This window comes from Streptomyces sp. MBT53 (assembly GCF_016654115.1).
GTDB lineage: Bacteria > Actinomycetota > Actinomycetes > Streptomycetales > Streptomycetaceae > Streptomyces.
On the sequence record NZ_JAEQAZ010000025.1, the window covers coordinates 28,406 to 48,180 of the forward strand.

Below are 19,775 nucleotides of genomic sequence, written 5' to 3' on the forward strand. Positions count from 1 at the left end.
CCGGGTGACGACCTATGACGATCGAGCGAGCCTTACAGATCTGACCGCCACTGTGGAGCGAGTCCGCAGTTCGGTGGAAGGAGTGATCGAGGGCAAGCCCGAGGTCGTACGGCTTTCGCTGACCGTGCTGCTCGCCGAGGGACATCTTCTGATCGAGGACGTTCCGGGCGTGGGCAAGACAATGCTGGCCAAGGCGCTGGCACGGTCGATCGACTGTTCGGTGCGGCGAATCCAGTTCACGCCGGACCTGCTGCCCTCGGACATCACCGGTGTGTCCATCTGGGACCAGCAGCGGCAGGACTTCGAGTTCAAACCGGGCGCCATCTTCGCCCAGATCGTGATCGGCGACGAGATCAACCGCGCCTCGCCGAAGACGCAGTCCGCGCTCCTGGAGTCGATGGAGGAGCGGCAGGTCACCAGCGACGGCCAGACCTACGAGCTGCCCAGCCCCTTCATGGTGGTGGCCACGCAGAACCCGGTCGAGATGGAGGGCACCTATCCGCTGCCCGAGGCGCAGCGCGACCGTTTCATGGCCCGGGTCTCCATCGGCTATCCCAGCGCGGAGGCCGAGCTGCAGATGCTGGACATCCACGGCGGGGTGAGCCCGCTGGACGACCTCCAGCCCGTGGCCCACGCGCACGACATCGTCAAGCTGGTCGAGGCGGTCCGCGGCGTCCATGTCGCCGAGCCGGTGCGCAGATACGCGGTGGACCTGGTCTCCGCCACCCGCACCCACCCCGACCTCAGACTCGGCGCCTCACCGCGCGCGACGCTGCATCTGCTGCGCGCGGCGAAGGCGTCCGCCGCCCTGAGCGGCCGTGAGTACGCGCTGCCGGACGACATCCAGGCGCTCGCGGTCGCGGTCCTGGCCCACCGCCTGCTGCCCACCGCCCAGGCCCAGCTGAACCGCCGTACGGCGGAGCAGGTCGTCCAGGAGATCCTGCAGCGCACCCCCGTGCCCGCGGCGCCGCCGCAGCAGAGCAGCTTCGGCATGGGCCGCGGCCCGGCGTCCTACGGCGAGCAGCCGCCCCGGAGGCTGTGATGGCCGCCGGGGGGCCGGGGGTCCCGGAGCCCGAGCGGGACGAGAAGGGTGGTGTCCGTACGGCCCTGGCGGGGCTGACCACCCGCGGTCGCTCGTTCCTGGCCGCCGGTATCGCGGCGGCCGTCTGCGCGTACGTCCTGGGACAGGGCGACCTGCTCCGGGTCGGGCTGCTGCTGGCCGTGCTCCCCCTGGTCTGCGCGACCGTGCTCTACCGCACCCGGTACCGGGTCGCCGGCAGCCGCCGGCTCACCCCCGCGCGCGTGCCCGCCGGCAGCGAGGCCCGCGTCCATCTGCGGATGGACAACGTCTCGCGGCTGCCCACGGGCCTGCTGATGCTCCAGGACCGGGTGCCCTACGTGCTCGGCCCGCGCCCCCGGTTCGTCCTGGACCGGGTCGAGGCGGGCGGCCGGCGCGAGGTGTCCTACCGGGTCCGCTCCGACCTGCGCGGACGCTACCCCCTGGGCCCGCTGCAGCTGCGCCTGACGGACCCGTTCGGGATGTGCGAACTGACCCGCTCCTTCTCGACGTTCGACACCCTGACCGTGATCCCGCGCGTGGAGGCCCTGCCCCCGGTCCGCCTCAGCGGCGAGGCCAAGGGCTACGGCGACGGACGCAACCGCTCGCTGGCCCTGGCCGGCGAGGACGACGTGATCCCGCGCGGCTACCGCTACGGCGACGACCTGCGCCGCGTGCACTGGCGCTCCACCGCCCGCTACGGCGAGCTGATGGTGCGCCGCGAGGAGCAGCCACAGCGCGCCCGCTGCACGGTGCTCCTCGACACCCGTGGCATCGCCTTCGCGGGCCAGGGCCCGGACTCGGCCTTCGAGTGGGCCGTGTCGGGCGCCGCCTCCGTCCTGGTGCACATGCTGGAACGGGGCTTCTCCGTACGGCTGTCGACCGACACCGGCAACTCGGTGCCCGGCGAGGGCGCCGACGGGTTCGCGGGCGCGAGCCAGGAGTCGGCGGACGCGGCCGGGCTGATGATGGACACCCTCGCGGTGATCGACCACTCGGACGGCGAGGGCCTGTCCCGTGCCTACGACCTGCTGCGCGGCGGAAACGAAGGGTTGCTGGTGGCCTTCTTCGGCGACCTCGACGAGGAACAGGCGGCGATCGTCGCCCGGATGCGGCAGCGCAGCGGTGGCGCCCTCGCCTTCGTGCTCGACAGCAGCGGCTGGGTGCGCGAGTCGACCGACGTACCCGACGCGGAGAACGAGCAGGAGGAGCGGCTGCGGATGCTGCGCGACGCGGGCTGGACCGCCGTGGGCGTGCCGCGCGGCGCGTCCCTGACCGAGCTGTGGCAGCGCGCCGACCAGGAGCGCAACGGCATCACCGCGGCCGGTCTCGGGGAGGGATGGGGATGAGCGGGCGGGCACGACTGGCGTTCTGCGCCTGGGTGGCGACCATGCTGGCGTCCACCGCACTGACCCCCTTGGTCTCCCCGGCGATCTGGATCTTCCAGGCCGGCTTCATGCTGGCGATCCAGGCCGGGGTGGGCGCGGCAACCCGGCGGGTCCCGCTGGCCCGGCCGCTGACCGTCGCCGTGCAGGCCCTGGTCACGCTGCTGATGCTGACCCTGGTCTTCGCCCGTGAGCAGGCCTTCGCCGGGATCGTCCCGGGCCCCCAGGCCTTCCAGCACTTCGCCGACCTGCTGCAGCAGGGTTCCGACGACGTCTCCCGGTACGCGATCCCGGCCCCGCTGCACGACGGCATCCGGCTGATGATCATCGGCGGTGTGCTGGTGATCGGCCTCGCGGTGGACACGCTCGCGGTCACCTTCCGCAGCGCGGCTCCGGCCGGGCTGCCACTGCTCGCCCTCTACTCGGTCGCCGCCGGACTCTCCGACAGCAGTGCCGACTGGCTGTGGTTCCTGCTCGCGGCGGCGGGCTATCTGATGCTGCTCCTGTCCGAGGGCCGGGACCGGCTCGCCCAGTGGGGCCGGGTCTTCGGCGGGGCGCCACGCACCACCCCTGGTTCGGACTCCTCCGGACCACTCGCCCCGGTCCGCACCGGGCGACGGATCGGCGCGGTCGCGCTGGCCATCGCCCTGCTGCCGCTGCCCACGATCTCGGGCGGTCTGCTGGACGCCGCCGGGACCGGTGTGGGCGCAGGCACCGGGAGCGGCGGCACGATCTCCGCGGTCAACCCGCTGGTCTCGCTGCGCGACAGCCTGAACGTGGACGAGAACCGCCAGGTCCTGTCCCTGCGCACCACCACGAACGACATCTCGGACATGTATCTGCGGATCGTGTCCCTGGACGACTTCGACGGCATCACCTGGAAGCCGTCGCAGCGGCACATCGAAAGCGTGCCCAACACGTTCCCCACCCCGACCGGTCTCGGCGCCGACGTCAAGCGCGCGGAGATCAAGACCCGGATCTCGGCCGCGGACTGGTACGCCCAGGACTGGCTGCCGATGCCGTACCCGCCCAGCCATGTGAGCATCGACGGCAGCTGGCGCTACGAGCCCGTGGGCATGACGGTCGTGGGGGACCACGGCCAGAACACGCGGGGGGTGACCTACACGGTCACCAGCCTGGACGTGGAGCCGACCGCGGAGCAGCTGGCCACCGCGCCGGCGCCGTCGAAGGCCCTGAAGGACCAGTACACCAAGGTGCCGAACTCGCTGCCCGCGGTGGTGGCCCAGACCGCCCGCCGGGTCACCGCGGGCTCGGCGAACGCCTACGAGCAGGCGGTCAAGCTCCAGGACTACTTCGCGGTGACCGGCGGCTTCCAGTACGACACCCAGGTGGACGTCGGTACCGGCCGCAACGCGATAGCGAAGTTCCTCAAGGACAAGCAGGGTTTCTGCGTCCACTTCTCCTTCGCGATGGCGGCGATGGCCCGCACCCTGGGCATCCCGGCCCGGGTCGCGGTGGGCTTCGCACCCGGCACCCCGGAGGCCGACCAGTCGGTGTCGGTGGGCCTGAAGGACGCGCACGCCTGGCCCGAGCTGTACTTCGAGGGCATCGGCTGGACCCGCTTCGAGCCGACCCCCAATCGGGGCTCGGTGCCGTCGTACACCCAGTCGACCACCCCCGGCAGTGACATCCCGGACCCGGCCAAGCCCTCGGCCTCGACGAGCACGGCCCCCTCGGCCGCCCCCTCGGCGAGCGAGAGCTGCACGGCCCAGCTGCGGAAGCTGGACGGCTGCACGAGCCAGGCCCCGGCGCTCGCGGCGGGCGACGACGGCAGGGGCCCGTGGTGGTACCTGAAGATGTCGCTGCTGGGCCTGGGAGCACTGCTGCTGCTGACGATCCCGTTCTCGCCGATGCTGTGGCGGGCCCGTGCGCGCTCGGTACGGCTGGGCGCACACGGTCGTACGGCGACGGACGCGGCCCTCCACACCCTGGCGGTCTGGGAGGAACTGACCGATACGGCCTGGGACTTCGGGATCTCGCCGGACGATTCGCTGACCCCGCGCAAGGCCGCCGCCCGGATCGTGCGGCTCGGGCATCTCGATCCGCCGACCGCCGCCTCGGTGCACCGGGTGGCGGACGCCGTGGAGCAGGTCCTCTACGCCCCCAGGCCGCAACTGGCGGCGGGGCTCACCCAGGACGTGCGCCGGGTGATCGTCGGTTTCCAGGACACGGCGGGCCGCTCCACGCGGCTGCGCGCACTGGTCGCCCCGCGCTCGACCGTCCGGGTGGTGTGGGCGCTGTCGGCCTGGTGGGCATCCGTGACGACGCGGGTGGCGGCGATCCGGCCGACCCTGCGCAAGCCGTCGGGACAGCAGGGCTGAGGCCCCGGCCCCTCCTCCGCGGAAGCGGCTGAGGGGTCGAGGACCGAGGGGCCGAGGGGCCGGGCATACGGGAGGGGGTGACCACCGGTTCGGTGGTCACCCCCTCACTCGTGTTCCGGGGCGTCTCGCTTCGTGCGGAGCCGGGCCGTCGTTACTGGCCCTGCTGCTCGTCGCGGCGCCGCTGCCAGCGCTGCTCGATACGGTCCATGACCGAGCGCCGCTGCCGTGCCTGACGGCCGGCGGGCGCGGCGCCCGCTGCGGGCTGTTCGCCGGGCTTCGGAGCCTTGCGCCAGCCGGTCACGGCGAGTACCGCGCAGCCCAGCATGACGAGGAATCCCACCACGCTGACCCAAATCTGCAGCGTGACCATGCCGGCGATGAGGAGCGCGATACCTACGAGAAAGCCGGCCACCGCCTGGTAGACCCGTCGCCGGGTGTACGTGCGCAGGCCGCTTCCTTCGAGCGCTGTCGCGAACTTGGGGTCTTCGGCGTACAGCGCTCGCTCCATCTGCTCAAGCATTCGCTGCTCGTGCTCCGAGAGCGGCACGGAGTCCTCCTCATCGTGCAGTCGCCGGGGCGACCCGGGGGGTCCCTTCAGGATAGGCAGGGAATCGCCCCCGTGAAACCCGCCCCTCTACGCCAATTGGCCAACCGGAACCCGTCATGGCTGTTCCGACTCGCTGAAGCTTCCATTCCCCAGCGGCCGTCCTGTCATGCCGGGCGGTCTCCCTCGATCATACGGCGCCGGGCCCGCGATCGGGGGGCCTGTGGCGTACTCCATGTGCGGCCGAGCCCCTGATCAGGGCTCCGCCACGGGAGGCCACTCAGGCCTCGCCGGCACCCCGCGTCTCGCCGAGCACATGAAGCTGCGTGGCCACGGAGTGGTACGCCGGGAGCTCGGCCGCCGCGGCCTCCAGCTTCAGCAGCGCGTCCAGGGCGCCGGGCTCGGTGTCCACGAGCACTCCGGGGACCAGGTCGGCGAAGACCCGCACCCCGTGCACGGCGCCGACGTCGAGGCCCGCGCCCTGGACGAACGCGGTGAGCTGCTCGGCGGTGAAGCGGTGCGGGACGGGGTCGGCGGCGCCCCAGCGGCCGTTCGGGTCGGTGAGGGCCTGGCGGGCCTCCGTGAAGTGGCCGGCGAGGGCGCGCGCGAGGACGGCACCGCCGAGTCCGGCGGCGAGCAGGCTGAGGACGCCCTCGGGGCGCAGCGCGGCCACCACGGTACGGACGCCCTCGGCGGGGTCGTCGACGTACTCCAGGACGCCGTGGCACAGCACCGCGTCGTAGCCGCCGCGCTCGACCACGTCGAAGAGGCCGTGCGCGTCGCCCTGGACGCCCCGCACGCGGTCGGCGACACCGGCCTCGGCAGCGCGGCGCTCCAGCGCGAACAGCGCGTTTGGGCTGGGGTCGACGACGGTGACGCGGTGGCCGAGGCGGGCGACGGGCACCGCGAAGTTGCCGCTGCCGCCTCCGGTGTCGAGGACGTCCAGCGCGTCCCGACCCGTGGCCTTGACCCGGCGGTCGAGGGCGTCCTGAAGGACGTCCCAGACCACGGCGGTACGGAGGGAGGCGCGGGGGCGGCTCGGGTCCGACACGGCAGTTGACTCCTCGGCGCGGCACCGCCTGAGCACGGCGGAGCGAACGGGCTGCCTCCTCCGCACCGGCAGGGGTGGAGGGAAGGCTTCAGGCGCCCTCCACCCTATTGCCTCCGGTGCCGTACCTGGTCATGTGTCTCGCGCGGAAGCGCTCCGCTGGTAGGAGCAGTGATGAACCAGGGGCCAGTGGGGGCTGGTCGCGCCGTTCCCCGCGCCCCTTTGGGCGCTCCACCTCACCGAAGTTCATCCCGCTCGGTCCCCCGGCCGCTCCGGGTCCTGGCGTGGCTGGGGCAGGACCGGCTGGAGGACGAGCATCCGCTCCACCAGGCGCAGGAACATCGCCACGTCGCGTATGAGGTCGTCGGCGTCCCGGCGGGTCGCCGCGCCCTGGATGCCCGCCTCGGCCCGGGCGCGGCGCCGGGCACCGGAGGCGAACAGGGCGCTCCACTCGGTGAGTTCGGGGACTATCTCGGGGAGTACTTCCCAGGCGCTGCGGATGCGGGCCCGGCGCCGGGCGCCGGTCTCCGGCTGGGCTCGTGCGGCGAGGACCGCGGCGGCGGTGCGCAGGGCGGCGAGGTGGGCCGTCGCGTAACGCTCGTTCGGCGTTTCGAGGACGGCTGCCTCGTCCAGTCCGGCGCGGGCCTGGGCGAGCAGGTCGAGGGCGGCGGGCGGGGCCGTGGCCCGGCGGAGCACGGGGTGTACGTCGCTCGCCGGGCCGGTCAGTGAGGGGGCAGGGCCGGAGGCGCGGCGCCGACGGGCGGCGGCTGCGGACGAGTTGGCCATGACGAACCTCCTGTCGTCGTGTGACGGCACGCCCTGTCAGGTAGTGCCGTATGTGCCCATCGTGAGGTATGGCACTGACAATCCGTTCTGACCTGCGCTTTTGCTTCGATCGAAGGTTCGCGTTAGTTTTTGCACTGACCAGTCAGTTCAAAAGAGTTCGGCATCAGGGGATGGGGAACCGTGGGTGGGGTCGGTGTCACGGCCGAGGACTTCGGGGTCAAGGGGCCGCGCGGCTGGGCGTTCCGGGGGATCTCCCTGGACGCCGGGCCGGGCTCGCTGATCGCCGTCGAAGGGCCGTCGGGGTCCGGGCGTACGAGCCTGCTGCTCGCGCTCACCGGGCGGATGAAGGCGTCCGAAGGGACCGCCCGCGTGGGCGAGTTGGCGCTGCCGAAGCAGTCGGCGGCCGTACGGCGGGTCGGCGCGCTGGCCAATGTCGCCGGGGTCACCGACCTCGACCCGGCACTGACCGTCGGCGAGCATCTGCGCGAACGGGCCGCGCTGCAACGGCGGTTCGGGGACTCCGTGCGCGCGCTGCTGCGGCCGCGGTCCGAGCGGGCGGCCTAGGCGCGGCTGCGGATCGAGGGGGCGCTGACCGCGGCCGGTCTCGACCTCGACGCCCTGCCCAAGGGCGCCCGGACCGCCGTACGGGATCTGGAACGGCCGCAGGAGTTGCGGCTGTCCATCGCGCTGGCGCTGATCGGGCGGCCCGCCCTGCTCGGCGTGGACGACGTCGATCTCAAGCTCTCGGACGCCGAACGGGCGGAGATCTGGGACCTGTTGAGGTCCCTCGCGGATTCCGGAACGACTGTCGTGGCGGTGTCCGCCGAAGGAACCGAAGGAACGGAGAAGGCCGATGCACGCGCCACGACTGGCCGCGCTTGAGCTCAGGCGCTTCGGCAGGGGCAAGCTGCCGCGCGCCGCGCTCGTCGCCCTCCTGCTGCTGCCGCTGCTGTACGGCGCCCTGTACCTGTGGTCCTTCTGGGACCCGTACGGCCGCTTGGACCGCATCCCCGTGGCGCTCGTCAACGACGACAAGGGCGTCACCGCCGACGGGAAGAAGCTCGCCGCCGGCGACTCCATCACCGAAGGGCTGCTCGACAGCAAGACCTTCGAGTGGCACGAGGTGAGTGCGGCCACCGCGCGGAAGGGCGTCGAGGACGGCACGTACTACTTGTCGTTGACCATGCCGGCCGACTTCAGCTCGCGCATCGCCTCCAGTGCGGGCGACTCTCCCGAGACGGGCGCGCTCCAGGTGCGCACGAACGACGCGAACAACTACATCGTCGGGCAGATCTCCCGGACGGTGTTCAGCGAGGTGCGCTCGGCCGCGTCCACCAAGGCCTCGCGGACCTTCCTGGACCGGATCTTCGTGTCGTTCTCCGACATCCACGGGCAGACCGTGAAGGCGGCCGACGGCGCCGACCAGCTCAAGGGCGGGATCGGCACGGCCGAGGCGGGCTCCAAGGATCTCGCCGACGGCCTGAAGGACGCCAAGAAGGGCAGTGGGAAGCTCTCCAAGGGCCTGAAGAAGCTCGACACGGGCGCGGGCGGCCTGGAGGACGGTTCGAAGCAGGTCGCGGCCGGGACGCAGACCCTCGCCGACACGGTCAACGGGGTCGCCGACAAGGTGGGGCCCTTCCTGAAGGACAACGAGAAGACCATCGGGGACACGGCCCAGCTGGTCGCCGACTCGGCGAGGACGATCCGCGCCAATCTCGGCGTCCTCGTGAAGACGGCCCCGGTCGCCGCCAAGGGCGCGCACGCGGCCTCGGACACCCTGGACGACGTCTACAGGGCGCGCTGCGAAACCGCCGTCCTCGACGACGCCGCCTGCCCCGACCTCAAGAAGGCCGCCCAGGCCGCCTCCGACGTGGCGAAGGTCGCCGACGACGTCGACAGCCTGGTGGCCGACCAGAACGGCGACCTGAAGCAGCTCGACACGAACCTGCGCACCCTCCAGACACAGGCCCAGGCACTCGCCGACCGCGCACCGCACCTCTCCGAGGATCTCGACGACGCGGTGGCCAGGATCAACAAGCTGAACGACGGCGCCGGGAAGGTCGCCGCGGGCGCCAGGACCCTGCACACCGGGCTCGGTACGGCCAAGACCGGCGCGACCGCCCTGGACACCGGGGTCGGCAGGCTGAAGACCGGCGCTGTGGACCTCAGCGGCGGCCTGTACAAGCTCGTGGACGGCTCCGGGAAGCTCGCCGGCGGACTGCACGACGGCGCCGCCCAGATCCCCGACTACGACAAGCAGGACCGCGACCAGCGCACCGGCGTCATGGCCGACCCGGTCCAACTGGCCTCCCAGGACCTGCACAAGGCGCCCAACTACGGCACCGGATTCGCCCCGTACTTCATCCCGCTGTCCCTGTGGGTGGGCGCGATGGTGGCCTACATGCTGATCACGCCCATGAACCGGCGCGCGCTCGCCGCAGGTGCCCCGGCCCTACGGATCGCACTCGCGGGCTGGCTGCCGGTGGTCGCGGTCGGGGTGCTCCAGACGGTGGCCCTGATGGCCGTACTGCACTGGGCGATCGGTCTGCAGATGACGCACGCGGCCGGCACGGTCGGCTTCCTGTTCCTGGTGACGGCGTGCTTCGCGGCGATCGTGCAGTGGCTGAACGCGCGCTTCGGGGCGGCGGGCCGGATCCTCGTACTCGCCCTGCTGATGCTCCAGTTGACGTCGGCGGGCGGCACCTATCCGGTGCAGACCAGCCCCGGCTTCTTCAACGCGATCCACCCCTTCCTGCCGATGAGTTACGTCGTCGAGGCCCTACGGAGGCTCATCACGGGCGGCGGTCTGGAACCCGTGTGGCACGCGTGCGTGGTGCTCGTCGCCTTCACCGCGGGCGCGCTCGCGCTGACCGCGCTGTCCGCGCGCCGCCGCCAGGTGTGGACCCTGGACCGGCTGCATCCGGAGCTGAGCCTGTGACGACCCCGCCCAGGAGCTCGGCACCCGTGCCCGGCGCCGCGGCCGGGCCTGTGACAATCAGGCCCATGGAAAGCAGCAGCACCCCGTCGGGCGGCAGCACGCGCCGCGAGGCCACCCGGCAGAAGCTCTACGAGGCGGCCGTCACGCTCATCGCCGAACAGGGCTTCTCGGCCACCACGGTGGACGAGATCGCCGAGCGTGCCGGGGTCGCGAAGGGCACCGTCTACTACAACTTCGCGAGCAAGTCCGTCCTCTTCGAGGAGCTGTTGCGACACGGCGTGGGCCTCCTCACCGCCTCTCTGAGAGAGGCCGCCGAGCAGACCGCGCGGGACGGCGGCAGCAAAGTGGACGCCCTGGACGCGATGATCCGCGCGGGCCTCGGCTTCATCGCCCACTACCCGTCCTTCACCCAGCTCTACGTGGCCGAGCTCTACCGCACCAACCGCGCCTGGCAGTCCACGCTCATGGTGGTGCGCCAGCAGGTGAACGCGGCCATCGAGGACGTGCTGCACGCGGGCGTGGCCAACGGCGAGTTCAGCCCCGAGATCGATGTCCGGCTGACGGCCGCCGCACTGGTCGGGATGGTCCTGGTGGCCGCCCTGGACTGGCAGTCGTTCCAGCCGGAGCGCTCCCTGGACGACGTCCACTCGGCGCTGTCCCGGCTGCTCCAGGGCCGGGTCAGCGGGGGGCACTGAGCGCACGCACAGAAGCGCCGGTCCGTTGTGGCCGCGTCCCCCGCGGGCCGCCCCGAACCGGCGCTCCCTTGTGCTCCCCCGTACGTTTCCCCCGTTGGAACCCCCGTTGGTCAGTCCCCCTGGGCTCCCCCGTGCCTCGCTTCCGCCGACGTTCCGGCGGAAGGAGCGGCCAAGGGCGCGCGCCCCGTTCCGCCGCCCCGTGTCGGCGGTACCGGAGCCGCGCCCCTTTCCGTGTCTCCACTCTCTCGTTCGCGCAGGTCGCGCCCCATCCGCGCGCGTACTCATCTCACTCCCTAGGTACGCATACTCAGCCGTACGCACTCAGGCCCAGGACGCGCTGTTGCCGAGTGGTTACCATCACCTCCGTGTCCGTACTCCCCCTGGTCTTCACCAGCGGCTGGGCCAGCGGCATCAACGCCTACGCGGTGGTGCTGCTGCTCGGTGTCTTCGGCGCGACCGGGGTGAGCGACGCCGTCCCCGAGTCGCTGCAACGCCCTGAGGTCCTCGTCACAGCGGCCGTGCTGTTCCTGTGCGAGGCGGTCGCCGACAAGATCCCCTACGTCGACTCCGCGTGGGACTCCGTGCACACCCTGATCCGGCCGGCCGCCGGGGCGTGGGTCGGCGCGGTGCTCGCCGGACACAGCGGATCGTTGAACGATGTGGCGGCGGGGCTGATCGGCGGTTCGACCGCGCTGGCCAGCCACACGGTCAAGGCCGGGACACGGATGGCGATCAACACCTCGCCGGAGCCGTTCAGCAACATCGTGGTGAGCCTCGCGGAGGATCTCGGGGTCGGCGGGATCGTCTCGTTCGCGATGTTCCATCCGCAGGCGGCGGCGATCATCGCGGCCGTGCTGCTGGCGGCCGGGCTGACGGTCCTGTTCTTCCTGGTCTCGCGGATCCGTAGGTTCCTGCGCCGCCGGGCCCAGCTCCGCGAGGAGAAACGGCTGGCCTCGCAGGTGGGAGGGCCACCGGACCGGCCGCCCTGGTGACGGCCCGTGACCGGACTGTCAGTGGCGGCCGATAAAGTCGCAGGCATGGCACGGATTGCGGTGATCGGCGCCGGCATGGGCGCGATGGCGGCCGCTGCCCGGCTGGCCGTCGCGGGCCACCGGGTGGCGGTGTACGAGCGTACGGAGACGTACGGCGGCGCGGTGCGCCGCTTCGAGCGGGACGGTTTCTCCTTCGACACCGGCCCCGGGCTGCTGACCGTGCCCGCGGTCTACCGCGATCTGTTCATCAAGACCGGCAAGGAGCCGCTGGAGGACCTGGTCGAGCTGGTCCAGGTCGACCCGTCCTCGCGGCACGTCTTCGCGGACGGCACGGAGGTGTCGTTGCCGAACGCCTCCCGCGCGGGCGTCGTCACGGCCCTGGACGAGGCGCTGGGCGGCGGCGCGGGGCAGCGCTGGGGCGACTTCCTGATCCGGGCCCGCGAGGCCTGGGACCGCACCCGCAGGCCCCTCCTGGAGGAGCCGTTGTGGCCCAACTGGTCGGTACTGGCGGACCAGGAGCCCTATCCGGCGGTCCCGCACAAGAAGCTGCTGCGCACCCGCCGGGCGAGCACCCTCGCCGAGATCGGCGCCTGGGAACTGCGCGACGACCGTCTGACGGCCCTCCTGGAGAGCCACGCCCTCGCGTACGGCCTCCACCCCCGGTCCGCTCCGGCGAGCGCGGCCGTGCTGCCGTACATGGAGCACGCCTTCGGTACCTGGTATGTGCGGGGTGGCATACGGGAGTTGGCGCGCACGGTGTACGAGCGGTGTATGGCGCGGAAGGTCGAGTTCGTCTTCGGGGCCGAGGTCACCCGGGTCCTGGAGAAGGACGGACGGGCGGCGGGGGTTGAGCTGGGCGACGGGACCGTGGTCGAGGCGGATCATGTCGTGGCGGACGTGGACCCGGTGCGCCTGTGGGCCCTGACGGAACATCCACTGGACGAGGACGGTGACGTGCGCGCCGACCGGGTCTCGCCCAGGCCGGCCCGCCTGACGCTGCTGCTGGCCCTGCGCGGCCCGCGCGAGGCCGGAGCCGTCCACCGGACGGTGGTCCACGCGCCGGACCGGGAGGCCGAGTTGGACTTCCTGGCCGCCCCGGGCGGCGACGAGCCCCGCTGCCCCACGGTGACGGTGCTGCGCCCGGACGACCCCGCGCTGCGGCCGGACGGCGAGCACGAGTCGGCGGTGGTGTCCGGCGTGCTGTCGAGCGAGGCCGGCTGGGGAGAGGAGGGCACGGTCGCGCGTTGCACCGACTTCCTCCTCAAGGCCGCCGAGTCCGCCGTACCGGATCTGCGGGAGCGCCTGCTCTGGCACGAGGTGCGCACCCCCGAGCACACGGAGGACGAGACGGGTGCCCGCTTCGGTGGTGTGCCCGCCCCGTCGCTCGCCGCCGGCGGGGGCCGTTTCCTGCACCCCGCGAACACCACGCGCCTGCCCGGGCTCTACCGGGTCGGCGGCTGGTCGCACCCCGGCGGCGGGCTCCCGCACGCCGGAATGTCGGGGGCGCTGGTGGCCGGACTGATCGTGGAGGGACCGCAGTTCAGAGGGTCTCAGTAGGCTTCAGAAACGGTACTGCTCGTCGTAGCCGGGGCCCGACTGCGGCTGCTGCTGTTGCTGGCCGTCGCCCTGGTAGTACTGCTGGTCCCCCGGGACCTCGCCGCCGTAGGTCTCGTCGTTGCGCTGCTGCGGGACCCAGACCCCGCCGGCCGGGGTCTCGCCGACATAGCCGCCGTTGCCGTACTGGTCCTGCGTGTAGCCCTGTTGGGGATACTGCTGCTGGCCGTCGTAGCCCGTGTCGTACGTGGCGCCGCCGTAGGTCTGGGTGCCGATGTACGGGTCGGAGTAGGCCGCGTACTGCTGCTGGCCGGTCGTGTCGTAGCCGTACTGCTGCTGGTCGTAGCCCGCGTAGGTGTCGTAGCCGTACTGCTGCTGGTCGGCCGCCGCGTAGGCCTGGTCCTGGGTCTGGCCGGCCGCCGCTGCCGCGTAGGCCTGGTCCGTGCCCGCGTAGTTCGGGTCGGCGGCGTTCGCGTAGGCGGTGGCGCTGTAGACGCCGTAGGAGCCGGTGTCGTCCGGCAGGGGCTGCGGCTCGTAGACCGAGGTGGTCTCGGCGGCCGTGGGGTCGAGCGGGCGGTTCGGGGTAAAGACGTCGTCGCGGTCGAAGTCGTCGTCCTGGCCGAAGTCGGCGTTGCGGCCGTAGTCCTGGAAGGCGGGCTGCGAGCCCGTCGAGTCGAGGCCGGAGGCGTCCGCGCCCGGGTCCTGCTCGTCCGGTTCGCCGCGGCGCTTGAAGCCGCCGACGCCCGGCCGGCCGGAGACCGCCCAGCCCGCTTCGAAGCCGCGGCGGAACGACAGCGTGACGTAGGTCTGGCCGATGGCGAAGGCCACCGCGCCCAGTCCGATCACGACGACAGAGGGCATCAGTACGCCGAGCACGACGCCCAGGAAGCCGACGAAGGCCAGCAGTCGCCAGCGCAGCCGCGCCTTGTACTGCAGCAGCACCTCACCGAGCAACCACAGTGCGACGATGCCGAACGCGATGTAGAGGACCGTCCAGCCCATGTACGCCCCTCTCCCAGTGGCCGCTACGCAGTGTGTCGTATGTCCGGGCGGCCGGTCTAGGCCCGCGGTGGGTGGTGCAGGCCCAGGTTCTCGTAGATTTCCAGCGTCGCCGTGGAGTTGTTGAGCGTGATGAAGTGCAGTCCGGGCACTCCCTCGGCCAGCAGCCGGGCGCAGAACTCCGTGGCGAAGTCGATTCCGATCGAGCGTACAGCCGCCGGATCGTCTTTGGCTGTGAGGATTCGCTCTTTCAGAGCGTCCGGGATGACGGCGTTGCTGAGCTGCGGCAACCGCTCCAGCATCCGCACGCTGGTCACCGGCATGACCTCGGGGATGACCGGCGTGGCACAGCCTGCCGCCTCGACCCGGTCGCGCAGGCGAAGATAGGACTCCGGGCGGAAGAACATCTGGGTGATGGCGTAGTCGGCGCCTGCCCGGCACTTGTCGACGAAGTGCCGCACGTCCGTGTCCCAGTCCGGGGAGCGCGGGTGCAGCTCCGGGAAGGCGGCGACACCGACGCAGAAATCGCCCGACTCCTTGATGAGCCGGACCAGTTCGGCCGCGTACGTCAGGCCCTGCGGGTGCGCCACCCAGTCGGCCATGGGGTCGCCGGGCGGGTCGCCGCGCACCGCGAGGATGTTGCGGATCCCGGCGTCGGCGTACTGGCCGATGATGTTGCGCAGTTCGGCGACGGAGTGGTCGACCGCGGTGAGGTGGGCGACCGGGGTGAGCGTGGTGTCGGCGACGATCTGCTCGGTCTCCTTGACGGTGCCCGCGCGGGTCGAACCGCCGGCGCCGTAGGTCACGGAGACGAAGTCGGGGGCGACCGCCTCGACCCTCCGCAGCGCACTCCACAGGCTTCGCTCGCCCTTGGGGGTCTTCGGCGCGGAGAACTCGAACGAGTACGTGTTCTTGCCGGTCGCGAGCATGTCGCGCACCGTCCGTGCGCGATCCGTCCTGGTCGATGCGATTCCGAAGGCCATACCCGCAGGTTAGTCAGGGGACGGCGGTGACCCAACCGGAACCGGAAATTTGCCTGATTTGTCGCCCCGTTGTCCACCCACCGGACAACAGCGCGACACCCGGACGGCGCTCAGAGCTGCCGCAGCCGCTTCGCGAACTCGGCCGCCGCCGCGCCCGGGTCGTCGGCCTCCGTGATGGCCCGTACGACGACGACCCGGCGGGCGCCCGCTTCGAGCACCTCGTCCAGGTTGCCGAGGTCGATGCCGCCGATGGCGAACCAGGGGCGGTCGGTGCCCAGCGCGGCCGTGTACCGGACCAGGTCGAGGCCGGGGGCGTGGCGGCCGGGCTTGGTGGGGGTCGGCCAGCACGGGCCCGTGCAGAAGTAGTCCACGCCCTCCTGGACGGCGGCCGCGGCGGCCTCCGCCTCCGCGTGCGTGGAGCGGCCGATCAGGATGTCGTCGCCCAGGATCGCGCGGGCCGCGGGGACCGGGAGGTCGCCCTGTCCCAGGTGCAGTACGTCGGCGCCGGCGGCGTGGGCGACGTCCGCGCGGTCGTTGACCGCGAGGAGTCTGCCGTGCCGGGCGCAGGCGTCGGCGAACACCTGGAGGTGTTCCAGCTCCTCGGCGGCCTCCATGCCCTTGTCGCGCAGCTGCACGATGTCGACCCCGCCGGCCAGGACCGCGTCCAGGAACTCCGCGAGGTCGCCCTGCCGTCTGCGGGCGTCCGTGCAGAGGTAGACCCGGGCGTCGGCGAGTTCCGCGCGGACGGCGGCTGCGGTGTCGGGCATGGCTGGGTCCCCCGTTGTCCTTCGTCTGTCTTTCGTCGTCGTTGCGCGGTGGTGCCGTGTACGGGCCACGGGCGGGCGCGCCGCGGCCCGTACACCGGTCGGCCGTCCGGATCAGACGGCGAGCGCCTGGGCGCGGCGCTTCACCTCCGTGCCGCGATTCTCGCTCAGGGCCTGCGCGGGGGTGCCGGGCAGGCTGGGGTCGGGGGTGAAGAGCCATTCCAGCATCTCTTCGTCGGAGAAGCCGTCGTCCCGCAGGAGCGTCAGGGTCCCCGTGAGGCCCTTGACGACCTTCTGCTCGGCCCCGTCGATGAAGGCGGCGGGGACGTGCAGTGCGCGGTTCTCGCCACGCCGTACGGCGATGACTTGGCCGTCCTTGACCAGCTGCCGCACGCGTGTCACCTCGACATCGAGCATCTCTGCGATGTCGGGCAGCGTGAGCCAGGCGGGGACGAGAGCATCGATCTTTGCGTCAATCTCGGTCACGTAAACAGCGTGCCATCCCGGACTGACAGTCGGAAGCCGGGCCGGTCCGACCCGGGGTCACGAACTAGGCGATAGCGGCCTTCATCGGGAGAGAAGGGTCGGCCAGCGGTCCGGGATTCATCGGGGTGCCCGACTCGATCAGGCGGCGGCCCTGGGCCAGGTCGCGGGGGCGGCCGACCGCGAGAAGGGCCACCAGGCGGTCCCCGCGCAGCCAGCAGACGGTCCAGGCCGGGGTGGCCGGGTCGCCGCGCCACAGGGTCGTGTCGGCGGACGCGTGGTGGCCGACGTACTGGACGAAGCGGCCGAACTGCTCGGACCAGAAGTACGGCACCGGGTCGTAGACCGCCGGGCTCTGGCCGACGATGTTCGCGGCGACCGTGCGCGGGCCCTGGAGGGCGTTGTCCCAGTGGTGGACGAGAAGTCGCTCGCCGTACCTCCCCGAAGGGAAGGAGGCGCAGTCGCCGACCGCGTACACGTCCGGCACCGAGGTGCGCAGCCGGTCGTCGGCCACAACCTCGCGGTGGGCGCCAAGCTCGATGCCGGAGTCCGCGAGCCAGCCGGTGGCGGGGCGGGCGCCGATGCCGACCACGACGGCTCCCGCGGGCAGCCGGGTCCCGTCGTCGAGGACCACCGCGCCGGGCTCGACGCGCTCCACGCGCGTGTGCGTGCGCAGCACGGCTCCGGCGTCCGCGTACCAGGCGGCCATCGGCGCGGCCACCTCGGCGGGCAGCGCGCCCGCGAGCGGCCGGTCGGCGGCTTCCACGACGGTCACCGCGCAGCCCGCCTCGCGCGCGGCCGTGGCGAACTCCGCGCCGATCCAGCCCGCGCCGACGACCACGATGTCGTGCTGCCGCGCGAGCACCGGCCGCAGCCGCTCGGCGTCGTCCAGGGTGCGCAGCAGATGCACCCCGGGGATGCCGTCGGCACCCGGGAGTCGGATCGGTTCGGCGCCGGTGGCCAGGACGAGGACGTCGTACGGCACCGGGCCCTCGGCGGTGTCCAGTTCGTGGTCTCCGGGGCGCAGGCCCACCACCTCGCGCCCGAGCCGGAGTTCGATGCCGAGCGCCTCGAAGTCGACGTCGAAGGCGGAGCCCTCGGCCTTGCCGAGCAGGACCGCCTTCGACAGCGGGGGCCGGTCGTAGGGCTGATGGGGTTCGGCGCCGAGAAGGGTGACGGTGCCGGTGAAGCCCTGTTCGCGCAGGGCGACCGCGGTCTGCACCCCGGCCATGCCCGCGCCGACGACGACCACGCGCCGTTCCGCGCCCGCGCCCTGTCCCGGTGTCTGCTCGCTCATCCGATCACCATAGACACCTGACAAATCGTCAGTCAGGGGGCGCGTTCAGTGACCTGTTCCACAACACTCGTCCCGCTGCCCTGCTGCGACTCCCACTCCCAGGTCTCGTCGAGCCGGATGCGACCGTCGGACAACTCGACCACTTCGGACACACAGTGCCCAGAGGACGTCGTCCCGTCCGCCTTCAGCTGTACGTACCGGAAGTCGAGCCGGTCCCCTGCGCGCGTGCCGACGAGATGCCCGCGGACGACGTCGCCGCCCGCGTACTCGGCCCAGATCTCGCCGTCCTTCTCGTGGTAGGCGAACCGGGTGCGAGTGCCGACCTGCCCCGGTGCCTGGTCCGCGACCGGGGCGAGGACGAGACCGTCGAGCGAGCGGGCCATGGACGGAGGCTCCCTTACTGGGACATGGGGTACGGGCTAGGGTGGCCAACGTACAAGCACTCGCGGGAGTCCGGACGCACCGGGCTGAGAGGGAGGCTGGCGGCCTCCGACCGTACGAACCTGATCCGGGTCATGCCGGCGAAGGGAGGGGCTGGACGCCCATGCCTACACGTACGTCAGACGTCCTCGTCGTCGGGGGCGGGATCATCGGCCTGGTCACGGCCTGGCGGGCGGCCCAACGCGGGTTCGCGACCGCCGTGGTGGACCCCGAGCCGGGCGGCGGGGCCGCGCAGGTGGCCGCCGGGATGCTGGCCGCCGTCACGGAACTGCACTACGGCGAACAGACCCTGCTCGCCCTCAACCTGGCCTCGGCGCACCGCTACCCGGACTTCGCGGCCGAGCTGACCGACCTCACCGGCCTGGACCTCGGCTACCGGCGCTGCGGCACCCTCGCCGTCGCTCTGGACGCCGACGACCGCGCCCACCTCCGTGAACTGCACGCCCTGCAGCACCGGTCGGGCCTGGACTCCGAGTGGCTGTCCGGGCGCGAGTGCCGGCGCCTGGAGCCGATGCTCGCGCCGGGCGTGCGCGGGGGGCTCCGGGTCGACGGGGACCACCAGGTCGACCCGCGGCGGCTGGCGCGGGCGCTGGTGGCCGCGTGCGAGCGCGCCGGGGTCGTCTTCCACCGGACGTGGGCCGAGCGGCTCACGGTCGGGCAGGACCGCGCCACGGGGGTCGTCACGCGCGAGGGTGACGTGCTGGGCGCGGACCAGGTGGTGCTCGCGGGCGGCAGCCTCAGCGGGCAGCTGAAGGGGGTCCCCGAGGACGTTCTGCCGCCCGTACGGCCCGTGAAGGGGCAGGTGCTCCGGCTGACCGTGCCGGAGCGGTACGCGCCGTTCCTGAGCCGGACCGTGCGGGCCGTGGTGCGCGGCAGCCATGTCTATCTGGTGCCGCGCGAGAACGGCGAGCTGGTCGTCGGCGCCACCAGCGAGGAGCTGGGCTGGGACACGACGGTGACCGCCGGCGGGGTCTACGAACTGCTGCGCGACGCCCACGAGTTGGTCCCCGGGATCACCGAACTGCCGCTCACCGAGACCCGGGCCGGACTGCGCCCCGGCTCCCCCGACAACGCGCCGCTGCTCGGCCCGACCGCACTCCCCGGGCTGCTGCTGGCCACCGGGCACTACCGCAACGGCGTACTGCTCACGCCGGTCACCGGCGACGCCCTCGCGCACGCGCTGGCCACCGGCGAACTCCCGGACGAGGCACGCCCGTTCACCCCGAAGCGGTTCGCCCGCGCGGCACTCCTGGAGCAGCCCGCATGAACGTCTCCGTCAACGGGGAGCCCCGGGTGATCGCTCCCGGCACGGCCCTCGACACCCTCGTCCGCACCCTGGCCCCTTCGCCCTCCGGTGTTGCCGCCGCCCTCAACGAAACCGTCGTCCCGCGCGCGGAGTGGCCCTCGACCTCCCTCTCCGAGGGAGACCGCGTCGAGGTCCTCACCGCCGTCCAAGGAGGCTGACCC

18 protein-coding genes, 1 pseudogene and 1 riboswitch are annotated in these 19,775 nt (G+C 72.3%); of the genes and pseudogenes, 10 read left to right on the plus strand and 9 right to left on the minus strand.

Going from position 1 to position 19,775, the window contains the following annotated elements; genetic code table 11:
• Positions 1-4 precede the first annotated feature (4 nt).
• Genes JHN45_RS11965 through JHN45_RS11975 form a run of 3 tightly spaced genes read left to right on the plus strand, consistent with a single transcriptional unit; the run spans position 5 to position 4,784 of the window.
• Positions 5-1,042, plus strand: a complete 1,038-nt coding sequence (locus JHN45_RS11965) for a MoxR family ATPase (RefSeq protein WP_200711560.1) — start codon at positions 5-7, stop codon at positions 1,040-1,042.
• Positions 1,042-2,406 (plus strand): DUF58 domain-containing protein, encoded by a 1,365-nt coding sequence (locus tag JHN45_RS11970; protein WP_201049019.1) that lies wholly within the window; start codon positions 1,042-1,044, stop codon positions 2,404-2,406. Before JHN45_RS11965 ends, JHN45_RS11970 begins: the two co-directional genes overlap by 1 nt.
• Positions 2,403-4,784, plus strand: a complete 2,382-nt coding sequence (locus JHN45_RS11975; protein WP_201049020.1) for a DUF3488 and transglutaminase-like domain-containing protein — start codon at positions 2,403-2,405, stop codon at positions 4,782-4,784. The genes JHN45_RS11970 and JHN45_RS11975 overlap by 4 nt, the downstream gene beginning before the upstream one ends.
• Positions 4,785-4,935: 151 nt before the next feature.
• On the opposite strand, the gene JHN45_RS11980 is transcribed toward JHN45_RS11975, so the two are convergent.
• The 3 genes from JHN45_RS11980 to JHN45_RS11990 all read right to left on the minus strand — a co-directional run bounded on the left by JHN45_RS11980 (position 4,936) and on the right by JHN45_RS11990 (position 7,162).
• Positions 4,936-5,331 carry a DUF3040 domain-containing protein gene (locus tag JHN45_RS11980; RefSeq protein WP_200711563.1) on the minus strand — a complete coding sequence of 132 codons (396 nt, stop codon included), beginning with the start codon at positions 5,329-5,331 and terminating at the stop codon, positions 4,936-4,938.
• Between the two features lie 277 nt (positions 5,332-5,608).
• Positions 5,609-6,379: a methyltransferase gene (locus tag JHN45_RS11985; protein WP_200711564.1), complete on the minus strand. Its 771-nt coding sequence runs from the start codon at positions 6,377-6,379 to the stop codon at positions 5,609-5,611.
• A 243-nt stretch (positions 6,380-6,622) separates the two neighbouring features.
• Positions 6,623-7,162 (minus strand): SAV_6107 family HEPN domain-containing protein, encoded by a 540-nt coding sequence (locus JHN45_RS11990; RefSeq protein ID WP_200711565.1) that lies wholly within the window; start codon positions 7,160-7,162, stop codon positions 6,623-6,625.
• A 180-nt stretch (positions 7,163-7,342) separates the two neighbouring features.
• Here JHN45_RS11990 and JHN45_RS11995 point away from each other — a divergent pair.
• The 5 genes and pseudogenes from JHN45_RS11995 to JHN45_RS12015 all read left to right on the plus strand — a co-directional run bounded on the left by JHN45_RS11995 (position 7,343) and on the right by JHN45_RS12015 (position 13,344).
• Positions 7,343-8,044 (plus strand): annotated as a pseudogene (locus JHN45_RS11995) (ATP-binding cassette domain-containing protein).
• Entirely contained in the window at positions 8,016-10,100 is a 2,085-nt protein-coding gene (locus JHN45_RS12000; RefSeq protein WP_201049021.1) for a YhgE/Pip family protein, read from the plus strand. The pseudogene JHN45_RS11995 and the gene JHN45_RS12000 overlap by 29 nt, the downstream one beginning before the upstream one ends.
• 65 nt (positions 10,101-10,165) lie before the next feature.
• Positions 10,166-10,795 carry a TetR/AcrR family transcriptional regulator gene (locus JHN45_RS12005; protein WP_200711568.1) on the plus strand — a complete coding sequence of 210 codons (630 nt, stop codon included), beginning with the start codon at positions 10,166-10,168 and terminating at the stop codon, positions 10,793-10,795.
• 365 nt (positions 10,796-11,160) lie between these two features.
• Positions 11,161-11,787, plus strand: a complete 627-nt coding sequence (locus tag JHN45_RS12010) for a DUF4126 domain-containing protein (protein WP_200711569.1) — start codon at positions 11,161-11,163, stop codon at positions 11,785-11,787.
• A gap of 45 nt (positions 11,788-11,832) precedes the next feature.
• Entirely contained in the window at positions 11,833-13,344 is a 1,512-nt protein-coding gene (locus JHN45_RS12015; protein WP_201049022.1) for an NAD(P)/FAD-dependent oxidoreductase, read from the plus strand.
• A gap of 3 nt (positions 13,345-13,347) precedes the next feature.
• On the opposite strand, the gene JHN45_RS12020 is transcribed toward JHN45_RS12015, so the two are convergent.
• The 6 genes from JHN45_RS12020 to JHN45_RS12045 all read right to left on the minus strand — a co-directional run bounded on the left by JHN45_RS12020 (position 13,348) and on the right by JHN45_RS12045 (position 18,250).
• A complete protein-coding gene (locus JHN45_RS12020) occupies positions 13,348-14,343 on the minus strand; it encodes a hypothetical protein (protein WP_201049023.1) in 996 nt (331 codons plus the stop codon).
• Between the two features lie 56 nt (positions 14,344-14,399).
• The gene (metF, locus tag JHN45_RS12025; protein ID WP_200711573.1) at positions 14,400-15,323 is read right to left on the minus strand and encodes a methylenetetrahydrofolate reductase [NAD(P)H]; all 924 of its coding nucleotides are present in this window, start codon (positions 15,321-15,323) and stop codon (positions 14,400-14,402) included.
• Positions 15,324-15,433: 110 nt separating this feature from the next.
• Entirely contained in the window at positions 15,434-16,090 is a 657-nt protein-coding gene (thiE, locus tag JHN45_RS12030; protein ID WP_200711574.1) for a thiamine phosphate synthase, read from the minus strand.
• A gap of 111 nt (positions 16,091-16,201) precedes the next feature.
• The gene (locus JHN45_RS12035; protein ID WP_043675439.1) at positions 16,202-16,573 is read right to left on the minus strand and encodes an Rv2175c family DNA-binding protein; all 372 of its coding nucleotides are present in this window, start codon (positions 16,571-16,573) and stop codon (positions 16,202-16,204) included.
• A 64-nt stretch (positions 16,574-16,637) separates the two neighbouring features.
• Positions 16,638-17,867: an NAD(P)/FAD-dependent oxidoreductase gene (locus JHN45_RS12040; protein WP_201049024.1), complete on the minus strand. Its 1,230-nt coding sequence runs from the start codon at positions 17,865-17,867 to the stop codon at positions 16,638-16,640.
• Between the two features lie 32 nt (positions 17,868-17,899).
• On the minus strand, positions 17,900-18,250 hold the full coding sequence (locus tag JHN45_RS12045; protein ID WP_200711576.1) for a hypothetical protein: 351 nt from the start codon (positions 18,248-18,250) through the stop codon (positions 17,900-17,902).
• A 52-nt stretch (positions 18,251-18,302) separates the two neighbouring features.
• A riboswitch (TPP riboswitch) is annotated at positions 18,303-18,414 on the plus strand.
• Here JHN45_RS12045 and thiO point away from each other — a divergent pair.
• Positions 18,412-19,575: a glycine oxidase ThiO gene (gene thiO / locus JHN45_RS12050; RefSeq protein WP_201049025.1), complete on the plus strand. Its 1,164-nt coding sequence runs from the start codon at positions 18,412-18,414 to the stop codon at positions 19,573-19,575. It overlaps the preceding riboswitch by 3 nt.
• Entirely contained in the window at positions 19,572-19,772 is a 201-nt protein-coding gene (gene thiS, locus JHN45_RS12055) for a sulfur carrier protein ThiS (protein ID WP_201049026.1), read from the plus strand. The genes thiO and thiS overlap by 4 nt, the downstream gene beginning before the upstream one ends.
• Positions 19,773-19,775: the final 3 nt, after the last annotated feature.